The following is a 12,767-nucleotide window of genomic DNA, read 5'->3' as shown; positions in this document are numbered from 1 at the left end:
CGGCTTATTATTCGTTAAAATACTGTATTTACTTTCACCTATTATCCTGAACTCTTTATGGAATCTGTTTTTGTACATGTAGGCAGTAATGTCCGAAAAATGATGAAAGCAAAAGGTATTACCGTGTCATCGGCGGCGCGCTACCTGGAAATGTCGCCCAGCGGTGTTTACGATATTTTCAAGCGGAAGCAGATTATCGATGAATACCTGCTGGGGCGTATTGCCCAGTTGCTTTCGGTGTCGGAAGCGGCGCTGCTCAGCGGCTCCGGCCGCCAGGCGGAATCTGCCGGAGAAAGGGACAGCAACGAGCTGCAAGCCTCGTTCGACTACGAACGCATCGTCCTCGACCTCCGGAAGGAAGTTGAATTTCTGCGGCAGCAGATCATACAGAAGGACGTCCTGCTGGACCGTTTGCTTCGGAAACTCGTGGATTAGCAACCTTCGTTTACCTTCCATCTATTCAGGCGGCATCCTGCTTTACTTACTACAGGAATGCCGCCTTTGCTTTTTGGCCGGATACCCACCGGCGAATGTCTTCCCGATTCAGCCTGATCGTCAAAAAAAGCCTCTCTGAGTATTTTTCAACGGTATTGACAGTTTTCGTGCTATTAATTGACAAGAAAGCAGCCCGTTGGTTTTTCGGCGTGAGCCTTTCTTTGTGAAGGATTGACAGGGATCAACAGACCTGCGCATTTCCTGATTTAAATCAACTCTTTCAACCAATAAGCAAACACGATGACTATCTGCCTGCTAGCCAACAAATGCCGGGATGCGTGAGAAACATTCCCGCCACTTTTTATTTACTTTTTCTTCATTCTCCTGCTTCCTGAATCTGACTTATTACTGAATCGGGATGCGTATTATTTCCGGTCAGAGCCGCACTATTATCTCTGATCCGGTGGACTTATATGCCTTATTCAAGCACTAAAATGAAAGCTTATGTTAGAAAAAATACCTCGGTTTCCGGGCAAAAAGCAACGCCTCAACAGCATCGCGGCAAGTATGCTGCTTTCGCTGCTGACCGCAGCTTCTCCTGTTCTGGCACAGGATACGGCGGTTGTTCCCGCCAATGACAATACCAAGGTTGCCTGGGTAAATGGCGGCGCTTTTACCGGTACGGTCACAGCTACTGCTTCCGGCTGGACCAACCTGGCAAACGTGACAGACAACAATACCGCTAACTATGGCCTGGTGGCCTATAGCGGTAACGGTACACAGACCACGCCGACCGTTTCCGTCAGCAACGGACAAACCTACAATACCACGGCCTTCACGGGCTACCGGATCGGTATAGTGGCCACGCGGACCAAAAACACGCTGGCCACCTGGAATTTTCTGGGTACCAACCAGATACGTGTCTCGACTTATAAAAGCGGCGCACTGGTAGAACAGGCGGACCTCGATTGGGGAACATCAGCCTCCAATACGGTCGACGCCGACGTTGGATTCTACGCCCATAAACCGTTCGATGAAGTACGTGTAACGCTCGTATCCTCCGTAGCCGGAATCAGCCCGGCGGGCGAGCAACGCCTGAAAAACATCTACCTGCAACGGTATACGCGGGGAGCGGGAGGTACTTCGGGCGACCAGGCTACCTGCAATGCGCAGGTACCGGTAACGGGCCGTGCACTTACCGCTCAGGGCGTTTCAGTTGGTATCGGCGTTCCTCCGTACATCGTTCCGGCGCTGCCCAATATGATTGAAGCCATGGAAGATACGGACCCGTCTACGCATGCCGTTTTTCCGATGATTACGACGCTTTTCGCAGCTGGTACCCGTTACGAGGGCTCGGTGAAGGACGAAGCCGTGGTCTATCCGGCCGGTACGTTCGCCGGGTTTAAATTGACCGTCGGCGCCGGTTTTGGTACCAACGCAGCCGACGTACGCGTACTGACTCTCCTCCGGAACGGGGTGGAAGTGGCCAGTTCGAGTACCGTTGGGCTCGCCGGCGCTGCCATCCTCAGCTCCGACGGAAGCACGACAATCGGTATGATTGCCCCTGTGGAGTTCGACGAAATCAAGTATTCGATAACCACCCTTCTCTCTCCCACGCCGGGTATCAACGCAGTGGAAGTGTACTATCCTGTGGTACAGCGCTTCTGCGACACGCCGATTACCTGCGTCGTGCCGCCGACGCCGATCTGGCTGAAGAAAGGCATACAGGGCGGCCCGACGAACTACCCGGTATGGGTCAAGCCGACGTTCCCGGTGAGCATCGGTACCCTGAACGGTTCGATCAAGGATATTGATAACGTCATCGACAACGATCCCAACAATTATGCTGAAATCTCGCAACTGGTGGCCGCTGTCACCGACTATGGTATCTCTGTGACTTCGCAGCAAACGGGCAACTACCCGGCAGGTACATTTGCGGGCTTTGAAATTCAGGACGTTAACCTCGGTTCAGGTTCGGTGGCCATCCGGCACATCGTGAAGTTTTATAAGGACGGCGTTGCGACGGCCGACAGCTACGACGACGGCGGGAGCCTCGCTTCGGCCAAATTCCTGGCCAACAGCGGACGCTACCTCGTCGGGATGAGAACCACGCAGGATTTTGACGAGATCCGGATATCCATTCAGTCGGCCGGCTCGGTAGGCGTCTATACCACACGGGTTTACAATGCGATAATCGAGCCGTTCTGTAAGGCTACCGTCGCAGCGGCGTGTAACAAGCAGACGCGACTCGACCGGAATATCTTCCCCGTTTACATTGACGGAGAAAATACCGGCACGGACGGCAACTCCATCGGCACGCTGAACAACTACTTCGAGAACCTGAATAACATCATCGATACCGACCCGACCAACTATGCCACGCTGCATACCGCTGTTTCGGCTACTTCGAATGTGTCGGTAGGTATTCAGGACGGAAGCAAGGGTATTCCCGGCGCGAATTATGAACTGTACCCGGCCGGTACCTTCGCGGGCTTCGACGTCAGTTTCCCGACCATCATCGGCGGTGGATTCCTCAACAACGTGGAAGTAAGCCTGCTCGGACCAGACGGTACCGTATTGTCTACGCAAAACCTGAGCGGCAGCCTGGTGAGTATCCAGTCTTCCCTCGCAAGCGGCGGCATCAACCGCCAGATCATCGGTTTTGTGGCCGATCAGCCGTTCAGCGGTGTCAAGTTCAGCGCCTCCAAAGCGGCAAGTGTTAACTGGGGTGAGATCCGGGTGTATTCTGCGGTCATTCAGAAGTTCTGCCCGTCGCCGGCAATTGCCTGTGACCACCTGGATACCCTGGCCTCCCCCGAACATCCTGTTTACATCAACGGCAAAAACACCGGCGTATTCGCCGTATTTGACGGAAACAGCTCGATCCAGAATTCGCAGGATGCGATCGATGCCAGCACGAGCAGCTATGCGTCCCTGCAACTGGGCGTGACGGCAGGCTCTCAGCTTGGCTTCAGCGTTGCGAACGGATATGACTCGTACCCTGCCGAAACCTATGTAGGCTTTGACGTCAGCACCCAAAGCTGGTTTGAAGCCAACGGGCTGTATCAGACCAAAATCGAGCTTTATAACAACGGCGTTCTGGTTCAGACCAGCACCGGAGATCAGCTTGGCGCGGGGATCAGCTCCGACCTGGTAACGGGCGGGTGGAAACGGATGGTCATCGGAACAGTGGGCCGCGTCGAGTTCGACGAAGCACGCCTCCTCGTACAACGGGTAGCGGGTGCGAGCATCGGCGAAATCCGGATTCACAATTTCGTGGTCCGCGGCTTTAACCCGGTCACCGCCGCGGCCTGCGCGGTCGAAATAGAATGTAATAAAACGTACCCGCTGACGGACGGCACAACGACCGGCGCGATTCCGGCGGTTATCGAGTTCGAACATACCGGCTACTCCGGTGGCGCAGCAGCCGGCTATGGCATCGACAATGTCTGGAATGTGGTGAGCGCTTCGACGACCGATTATGCTACAATCCACAGCGCAGCCAACGGTCTTTCCACCGGTTCGATCTCCGTAGCCGCGCCAGGCAAGGTATTCCCGGCCGGAACCTATGCCGGTTTTACCGTGAAAAAAGAACCCTTCATCATTGCAGGCGGTCTTTTTGTAGGTGTGACGGTGACGACGTACCTGAACGGAGTGCAGCAGGAAACAAAATCGGATGCCTCACTGGCCGACTTCTCCCTGCTTACCCAGTGGTTTGGAACGCCGACGGATTTCTACAATCCCGGTTTCAAAACCACCAAGCCGTTTGACGAAGTGCAGATCAGTATCGGCGGCGCGGCGTCAGCGGTAGACCAGACCCTGAAAGTATACGGCGCTTACGTCGACACGCGTGAATCGGCTCCCCAGCCGGGCGATGGAAGTACGCCCCTTGTCTGCGGCCCCGACCTGACGCCGTTCCTGGCTGTCAGCCCAAGTGAAATCGCGGGTACCAAGCCGTTTACGGCCCGTATCCGGGTGCTGAATCTGATAACTTCCGGCGGGCCTACTACCGGCGAAGTCATCACCGTACGCATCCTGAAGAGCAATTTCTGGACGTTCACCTGGGACGGAGCGGCGACGACCAACAGCCTCGGTGCACTCAACAACTCCATCTGGACGTACTCCGGCGCCGGCGCTTACCATACCTGGACGACAACCGCTGTTCTGCTGAAAGGCAGCTCCCGGTACATCGGATTTACCGGAACGTTTACTTCCGGTGCGGCGAGCGGCTCCTTGCCGATCACCGTTCAGATCCGCTTCCCGAGCGGCGGCGAGCGCAACGACAAAAACAACACAGACGTCGAAATCGTCAGCTATTCCGGTCTGTGATTTACGCCGGCCAGTCTCCGGTTGGCAGACTGGCCGGCTTTCTTCCAAAGGTCAAAATCAGACGAAACGTATGAAAAAACTGATATTCTTTCTCTCAGCCTTCAGCCTCACCTGTTTGAGTGCTTTCGCGGATACGAATCCGTTCGTGACCAACGCGGCCATCTCTCCGGCGCCTATTTCAGGCGGTAACCCGTATGCTACCCTGTCATTCAGCGTCGGGAACTCCGGGAGCCAGACCATCAGCCACCAGGATATCGACGGAAACGCCGACCCGATCACCATCCGTATCAGCCTCGCAGGCGGAACATTCGATGCCACGCATTTCGCCACGCCGGAAGAGGCCGTAGGCGGATCCTGGAAAAACCTCTTTTCCTGGTCGTACGACGCCGCAACGGCAACCTACACGGCTACGCAGATTGCGCCGCTTCCGGCCGACGACGCAGGTGACATCACCATTGCTTACAAGGCGACCGTCGCCACGGCGTCCGGAACCGCCAACAACGGGTTTACCGTTAACCTCGAAAGCAACGGCAATGCGCCGAACGGACCAGGTACTAATGACACGACCGACGACAGCACCTCGACCAAGACATTTGTCGACGGTCCCCTGCCGGTAACGCTCGTTTCCTTTACCGCGAAGCCGGAAAACGGCCTGTCCCTGCTGCAATGGGTATCGTCCGAAGAAAAAAACACGGACCGTTTTGAGGTACAACACAGCGTCAATACCCGCAACTGGCGGGCAGTCGGTGAGGTAAAAGCTGCCGGAAACAGCAAATTGCTGACAACGTACAACTTCACCCATACGCAACCGCTCTCGGGTACCAACTACTACCGGCTGAAGATGATCGATCTGGACGGTTCCTACGAATACAGCAAGACGGCCAGCATTGTTTTCGGTGAAATCACACCCCGGCCGATTGTCTACCCCAATCCGACCTCCGGCGTGATCAAACTCGGCCAGGCCGATCTGACCAAGATTGATTCCGTGGAACTGATCAGCCCGCAGGGGCAGGTCGTACACAAATCTGCCCGGTTCCCGGAAGAAGGTATCAGGGTCCAGGCCGGCAAAGGATTTTACCTGCTCAAAGTCAGTAATACCGACGGCTCTCAGTCCACCCATAAGGTACTGATCACCCAATAGCCCGTTAGAAAAACATAAACCGATCATCCGATCCCACCTGACCTTGTTTCGGATACGTTTAGCCCACGCGTAACGCGTATAGTTGAAAGGATTAGTTCAGAAAGGCTACTGTCATTGGCAGTAGCCTTTTTTGTATACTCGTACATCTTCCCTTTTTCGAATGTGCAGGAAAAGCGACGAAGAACTTCATGAATAGCGTATGAAGCTACCGGCCACAAAAAACCCGTCTCCCAACAGGAAACGGGTTTATTTTCATTTCGTTCATTAAACCGGGCAGATCGGCTGGGATCTGCGTCGGGGTTTCAGAGAAACCCGTCCGGCCAGGTGCCGCACGGGCTTCCGTTGCTCTATACGAGCTTATTTGCGACTGCGTTGCTGTCTCTCTCTTTTTTCCAGATAATCATACTCCGGTCAGACCAAATATAGGGATAAAGTACCAGTACCGGCGTAAAAATAGCTATCTGTTAAACGTTCTTCAATCGCTGTATTCCGGAAGATGACGGCCGAAAAAACACGTTGCGGATGTGGTGACACGATCAAAGCGTGCGTAAAGATGTGTTTTCCGGATACCGTCACGCGACGAAAAAGGGATAAATGGTCTGGAAAGGGTAAATCAACGGCCATCCTGCCGGTTCACCGGAAAAAGGGCCGGGTACCGATACGAGATCGTATCAGTACCCGGCCCCAGGCAATAACCCTACAGGTATGCTACCGGTTATGCGTTGCGCGGTTTTCCTCTACGGTTGAATGCAGTGTAAAGAGCGCGCTGTCTTTTTCGGGCGACAGGCGCTGCTTCGGTGCAGTTGGCGCATCCATCGAAAACGCCGTTTCCGCTTCCCGCCGGTATACCCGAAAACGGTAGTGTTTCTCCCCGATCCGGACGCTTACTTCGCATCCCTGACCCGGAATACCGACGATATCCAGTTTCCGGCGGTATTCCGTTAGGTTGGTGTACTCTTCGTAAAGAGACCGGTCCCGCTGGTCTCTCAGTTCTACCTTGTACCGCAACCGGCCCGGATTTTCAACGACAACATGGATTTTGCCTTCGGGCGTCACGAAAGCCTGAACCTTGTACGGTTCAACGGAGAGAGACCGGGCTTTCCCCGGCGAAAGGAGCAACAAGATGGCTGCGAACGCAGCGGGCAGGGTAGTTTTCATGGCCTTGAACAGGAAAGCGTTTTTGTTTCGGATGATCAAAGGAAACACGCCGGCGAATACGGATTCCGGGAATTAGCCCAACCGCTATGCCAGCGCTTCACATGACCTGTCCTGCCTCCGGAGCGCAGTTTGTCGGGAAAAACGGTCGTTTGTCGAACGATTGATGTGTTGGGAAACAGCGCCGCGTCGTTGGGGAGACCGACGTGTTATTTCTGCCCCTGCGTGTGTACATTTGATAGATGCCTGATACAACCGTGATGACCAGTTCCGCTGCTTTTCGCCGGCATTTCCGCGCACAGAGCCTCTTTTGGGCCGGGTACTTTCTGTTTGAATGGCTGAATACCGGCGCATACCTCGAAAACTTTCGTCAGAGCTTCTTTCAGATTGCGCTCAACCTGCCGCTGCTTGTCGTTGCAGGGTATTGGCACCTGCTCGTGACCGTCCGCCGCTACCTGCTGACCGGCCGGATGACCGGATTCTGGATAAGCCTGATTGCCGGGTTGGTGGTTTTCGGCATCACCCGGAGATTCATCAACTATACCTGGCTATATCCTGTTTACTGGCCTTCCGGGCTGGATAAGCCTCTCCTCTATTGGCCGAAAATTCTCGCGGAAGCCATGCAGATGCACCTGGTAGTCGTATTGTTTGTTGCGGTAGACCTGGTCCGGCATGCGCTCCGCCATCAGCAGGTGAGCGAAACCTACCGGCGGGAGAAGCTGGCCGCCGAGTACCGGTTGCTTCAATCGCAGGTACAGCCTCATTTTCTTTTTAATACGCTGAATAACCTGATTTCGGTTTCCATCCATCAGCCGGCCGAAATGCCGCACCTGCTGCACCGGCTGGCCGGGCTGCTGAGCTATCAGTTACACGAAAGTCATCGCCCCGCGGTACCGATCCGCAAAGAGCTCGGATACCTCCGGGACTATATCGCGCTGGAGCAGATCCGGTATGGCTCCCGGCTCGACGTTCAGACCAATTTCGACGAATGGCCGGAGCGGGGAGCGGATCTTTCCGTCCCGCCGCTGTTGTTACTGCCCTTCGTCGAGAATGCCTTCAAACACGGCGCGGCGCAAAGCGAAGCCGACTGCTGGATACAGCTAAACCTGTCCCGGACAGAAGATAAGCTGGTTTTTTCCGTCGAAAATTCAATGCCGGAAGACCTGCCCGAACGGCCCACCACCGGACTGGGCCTGGCCAATCTCCGCCAGCGCCTGGATATTCTATACCCCGGCAATTACGAACTGATGACACTCCCCGAACACAGCCAGTTTCTGGCCGTGCTGAAATTTACCCCTAACTGATGGCCATCCGCTGCTTTGTGCTGGACGACGAACCTCCGGCAACTGATCTGCTCAAAGAATACATTGGCCGGTTGCCCGACATCGACCTGGTCGGCGTCTCCAATACGCCTACACAGGCGCTGAGCCAGTTGCAGCAAACGCCGGTAGATGTGCTCTTTCTGGATATTCATATGCCGCGGCTGACCGGCTTTGACCTGCTCAGGCCCCTTTGCTACCGCCCGAAGATCATCTTCACGACCGCCTTCCGCGAATACGCTCTTGACAGCTATGAATTTGATGTCGTCGATTTTCTCGTAAAACCGATCTCGTTCGAGCGGTTTTTGCAGGCGATGGGTAAACTTTACCGCTTTTTACCTGCCCCGGCAACCGCTCCGGAGCAGGCAGAGCCTGCCCGGCCATCGACCGACTACCAGTATTTTAAGGTGGACAAGGAAATGGTGAAGCTTAACCTCGGAGATATCCTCTGGATTGAGAGCCTGAAAGACTACGTCCGGATCCATACCGTATCCGGCCCGCTGGTCTCCTATCTCCGGATCAGCTACCTGGAAGAAAAGCTCCCGCCGGACCGGTTTGTACGCATCCACAAGTCCTTTATCGTATCCCTCCGTCACATTCAGGCGATCAGCGCTACCTACATCCGCGTCAACGACGCCGAACTACCCATCGGCCGGATTTATAAGGCGAAATTGGATCAGGTGTTGCAGCGGTAAGGACGCTGGTTCGGTTTTCGGTTGACAGTTTTCAGTTGCCCTTCGGAACTGAAAACAGAAAACTGTCAACCGAAAACCCTTTCTTTCCGTACCTTTCCCTCCCTATGATTTTTGACTTTCGACTGCATGTATTCCGGACGGCTGCCCGCAGGCTCAACTTCACCAAGGCAGCCGATGAGCTGTGTATTTCGCAGCCGGCTGTAACGAAGCATATCCACGAGCTGGAACGCATGCTTCAGATCAAGCTGTTTGAACGAAGCGGTTCGGGAATGAAGCTGTCGCAGGCCGGCAAGATCCTGCTGGCGCACAGCGATCAGATTTTCGCGGTATACCGGGAGCTGGAGTTCGAGATCAATGCCCTGATGGAAAGGCAGAGCGGAACGCTTCGTCTCGGCGCCAGTACCACGGTGGCGCAGTATGTCCTGCCTCCTTTGCTTCCGGCTTTTCGCCAGAAGTTTCCCGATATCCGCCTGACAATGGTCAGCCGTAATTCCGACGAGATTTTCCGCCTGCTCGGGGCGGGGGAAATCGACCTGGGTATGACCGAAAGCGCTGCCCGCGAAACAGCTTTCCGGCTTGTGCCTTTTCTGAAGGATGAAATTGTGCTGGTTGCCCGGACACAGCATCCCGTGGCGTCTCCGATACCTTTGACAGATTTACCTCATATACCTCTCCTGCTTCGCGAGCCGGGGTCAGGCACGCGGGACGTACTCGCCCGCGCACTCAGGAACCACCATACAGGGCTGCACGACCTGCAGGTCGACATGGAACTCAGCAGCACCGAAAGTATCAAGCAATACATGCTCAGCTCCGATGCTATGGCCTTTTTGTCCATTCATGCCGTTATGAAGGAACTGGGGAATAACGAGTGCCGGATCGTGGATATTGAGGGATTGGAAATCACCCGGTATTTTTCCTTTCTGCTGCCCCACGGACAGGCGCCGGCATTATCCGAGCTGTTCATGAAGTTTATCCATCATCAGCTGAAAGTATAGATACAATTTTGATTGGAATAATAGGAAGAATAAAATAACGAACAGCGCATACTGCTCAACTCGTTATAACCTTTGATATAATCTATAGTTATATCAGATAACTTATTTGAATGAACAGTTGATCTGTTCGCCCCGGATATTTGTCACGTCCGGTCCGGGTATCGGGCCGGTTTTGCATCACACACAAAATATCCTTTATGAATGAGTTCCGATTACCGCCGCTGGCGGCTTGGCTCGCCATCGGAGCCGTTTCGCTTCCGGTGCTGACAGGCCTGCATCCGGGACAGAAAGCGCCGCCTGCTCCGGCCGACTCTACCGACCGGCCGCGCTGGGTAGTCCCCGACATCCGGCGGATTCCCCAAACGCCGGAAGGCAACCTGATCCGGTATGGCCGGGAGCTGATTGCCCGTACGTCCGACTACCTCGGTCCTGCCGGGAAGGTCCGCCCGTTGAGCAACGGCATGAATTGCCAGAATTGTCACCTGGATGCCGGCACGCGTTTCCTCGGAAACAACTACGGCGCGGTGTATGCCACCTACCCGAAGTTCCGGGCGCGCTCCGGCACACGGGAAACCATCGTCAAGCGCATTTCGGACTGTTTTGAGCGAAGCCTGAATGGCCGCGCGCCCGACAGCACCAGCCGCGAAATGACCGCCATGATCGCCTACATGAAATGGCTGGGAAGCGGCGTTCCGAAGGGACGTACGCCCAAAGGCACAGGCGTGGAAAAGCTCAGGTACCCGGACCGGCCGGCCGATCCCGCCGCCGGCGGGCGCCTGTACACGGCAAAATGTGCGGTATGCCACGGTAAAAACGGGGAAGGTATCAAAGCCGGCAAGTCGTTTGTCTACCCGCCCGTGTGGGGGCCTGACAGCTACAACGACGCCGCAGGACTGTACCGGCTGTCCAATTTTGCGGGTTTCGTGAAAAACAACATGCCGTTTGGCGCCACGCCGGAAGCTCCGCAGCTGACCGACGAGGAAGCCTGGGACCTGGCGGCGTTTGTCAACTCGCAACCGCGCCCGCATAAGGATCAGTCGGGCGACTGGAAAGACCTTCGTCAAAAACCGATTGACTTCCCGTTCGGACCCTACGCGGATTCATTCCCGGAAAAACAACACAAATACGGCCCTTACCGGCCGATTCTCGAATCTCTCAAACAACCTTAATTTCCTGCTTATGAAAGCGCTTCCTGTTCTCGCATTCGTCTTTCTCCTCTCGTCTCCCGTCTTCGCACAAGTTAAAAAGCAGGACCCCGCGGCTTTTCACGGCGCGCTGGCCGATGCCAAAGTTTATAAAGTGGTCTATCAGCTCAACAGCAGCGACGATAAGGTCATCACGGCCACACTCCGGAATATCAAAAATGCCCTGGCTGACCCGCGGCTGAAAAACAAACTGGAAGTGGAACTCGTGGCGCACGGCGGCGGCGTGGAGCTGTTCCGGAAAACCAATCCGTACGAAACGCAGCTCCGGGAGCTGCAGGACAGCGGCGTCATCCTCGCCGAATGCGAAAACACCATGCGGGAGCGCAAAATCGGGAAAGAAGAGTTGTTCGATTTTATCTCCTACGTACCGTCCGGTAACGGGGAAATCATCATCCGACAACAACAGGGATGGGGCATCATCCATCCCTGACCCTGCTTATGAAACGACTCGCTTTTTGTATCCTTTATTTTTTTGCGCACATGGCAGCAGCTCAGCAGCACCGCTTTGATCCTCCCTGGAACAAGCCCATGAACGACGGCCTGAACTTCACCATCAAAGGCATCGACAACGTCCCGGATCTGTATGGAGACATTACCGATCCCCAGCTGGTTGTCTTCTTCGCCGGAAACCAGTTTATGGTGATCGACGAACTACTGGCGGCATTCCGGAAAGCCTATCCGCAATACACCCGTGTTTTTGCGGAAACGCTACCGCCCGGTATTCTGGCAAAACAGATTGAATCCGGGTCCATCACAATCGGTAATATGCGGATCAGCCATCAGCCCGATGTGTACACTGCGGGAAAATCCCGGATAGCCGCTTTTTCTGACCGCTTCAGCCGGACCGAAACGTACGCCAGGAACAAACTGGCCCTCATGGTACCGAAGGGGAATCCCGGAAATATCAGGGGTCTGGCGGACCTTGGACGGAAGGGATTGCGCGTCGCCATGCCCAATCCGGAATGGGAAGGCATCGGCAAACGGATCGAAGAGGCCTATGTAAAAGCAGGCGGAGAAGCGCTGAAACAGAAAATCATGTCGGAGAAGGTAGCCGACGGCACTACGTTTCTGACGCAGATTCACCACCGGCAAACCCCGATGCGTATCCTTTATGGAGAGTCGGAAGCCGGACCTGTGTGGTATTCCGAGGCGTTTTACCAGCAAATGATCGATCATCCGATTGAGCTCGTTGAAATTACCGATAAGGAGAACATCGAGGCCGTCTACATCGCCGGGCAGTTGAAAAACGCCCCGCACCCGGAAGCCGCCCGGGACTTTATGAATTTCCTCACCGGCGCAGAGGCGAAGAAGCTCTACCGCAAGTATGGTTTTACAATAGATTAACCCATTCGGCCCTGGCAACAGCCCCGTGTTTTCTCCGGAAGACACGGGGCTGTTGCATTTCATATCCTTGAAAAAGATCACTTGCCGCACCTGATGGCGGTTTATTAACTGTTTCGTAACGATTTGATAAATACCCCGGCCTCTCCGGC

The 12,767-nt window shown here is 54.9% G+C and carries 10 protein-coding genes; 9 read left to right on the top strand and 1 reads right to left on the bottom strand.

The genetic code is table 11. The annotated features are described in order from the left end of the window. The first annotated feature begins 57 nt into the window (after positions 1–57). The 3 genes from BLR09_RS01650 (at position 58) to BLR09_RS01640 (ending at position 5,905) form a co-directional block, all read left to right on the top strand. Positions 58–435, top strand: coding sequence for a helix-turn-helix domain-containing protein (locus BLR09_RS01650; RefSeq protein WP_093196853.1), 378 nt, complete (start codon positions 58–60; stop codon positions 433–435). A 504-nt stretch (positions 436–939) separates the two neighbouring features. Next, positions 940–4,764 carry a hypothetical protein gene (locus BLR09_RS01645; protein WP_093196851.1) on the top strand — a complete coding sequence of 1,275 codons (3,825 nt, stop codon included), beginning with the start codon at positions 940–942 and terminating at the stop codon, positions 4,762–4,764. Positions 4,765–4,834: 70 nt separating this feature from the next. Further along, a complete protein-coding gene (locus BLR09_RS01640) occupies positions 4,835–5,905 on the top strand; it encodes a T9SS type A sorting domain-containing protein (protein ID WP_093196849.1) in 1,071 nt (356 codons plus the stop codon). Positions 5,906–6,613: 708 nt separating this feature from the next. On the opposite strand, the gene BLR09_RS01635 is transcribed toward BLR09_RS01640, so the two are convergent. Next, positions 6,614–7,063, bottom strand: coding sequence for a hypothetical protein (locus tag BLR09_RS01635; protein ID WP_143010986.1), 450 nt, complete (start codon positions 7,061–7,063; stop codon positions 6,614–6,616). 239 nt (positions 7,064–7,302) lie between these two features. Between BLR09_RS01635 and BLR09_RS01630 the strand changes: the two genes are divergently transcribed. The 6 genes from BLR09_RS01630 to BLR09_RS01605 all read left to right on the top strand — a co-directional run bounded on the left by BLR09_RS01630 (position 7,303) and on the right by BLR09_RS01605 (position 12,618). Further along, positions 7,303–8,364 carry a sensor histidine kinase gene (locus tag BLR09_RS01630; protein ID WP_093196845.1) on the top strand — a complete coding sequence of 354 codons (1,062 nt, stop codon included), beginning with the start codon at positions 7,303–7,305 and terminating at the stop codon, positions 8,362–8,364. Continuing rightward, the gene (locus BLR09_RS01625) at positions 8,364–9,074 is read left to right on the top strand and encodes a LytR/AlgR family response regulator transcription factor (protein WP_093196843.1); all 711 of its coding nucleotides are present in this window, start codon (positions 8,364–8,366) and stop codon (positions 9,072–9,074) included. The genes BLR09_RS01630 and BLR09_RS01625 overlap by 1 nt, the downstream gene beginning before the upstream one ends. A gap of 104 nt (positions 9,075–9,178) precedes the next feature. Then, entirely contained in the window at positions 9,179–10,069 is an 891-nt protein-coding gene (locus tag BLR09_RS01620) for a LysR substrate-binding domain-containing protein (RefSeq protein WP_093197802.1), read from the top strand. A gap of 197 nt (positions 10,070–10,266) precedes the next feature. Next, a complete protein-coding gene (locus BLR09_RS01615; RefSeq protein ID WP_093196841.1) occupies positions 10,267–11,238 on the top strand; it encodes a c-type cytochrome in 972 nt (323 codons plus the stop codon). A 10-nt stretch (positions 11,239–11,248) separates the two neighbouring features. Then, entirely contained in the window at positions 11,249–11,704 is a 456-nt protein-coding gene (locus BLR09_RS01610; RefSeq protein WP_093196839.1) for a DsrE family protein, read from the top strand. Positions 11,705–11,712: 8 nt separating this feature from the next. Beyond that, positions 11,713–12,618 carry a molybdate ABC transporter substrate-binding protein gene (locus BLR09_RS01605; RefSeq protein WP_093196837.1) on the top strand — a complete coding sequence of 302 codons (906 nt, stop codon included), beginning with the start codon at positions 11,713–11,715 and terminating at the stop codon, positions 12,616–12,618. The last annotated feature ends 149 nt before the right edge of the window (positions 12,619–12,767 follow it).

Source organism: Siphonobacter aquaeclarae, assembly GCF_900103285.1.
Lineage (GTDB): Bacteria > Bacteroidota > Bacteroidia > Cytophagales > Spirosomataceae > Siphonobacter > Siphonobacter aquaeclarae.
This window is presented reverse-complemented; position numbering and strand designations above follow the sequence as displayed.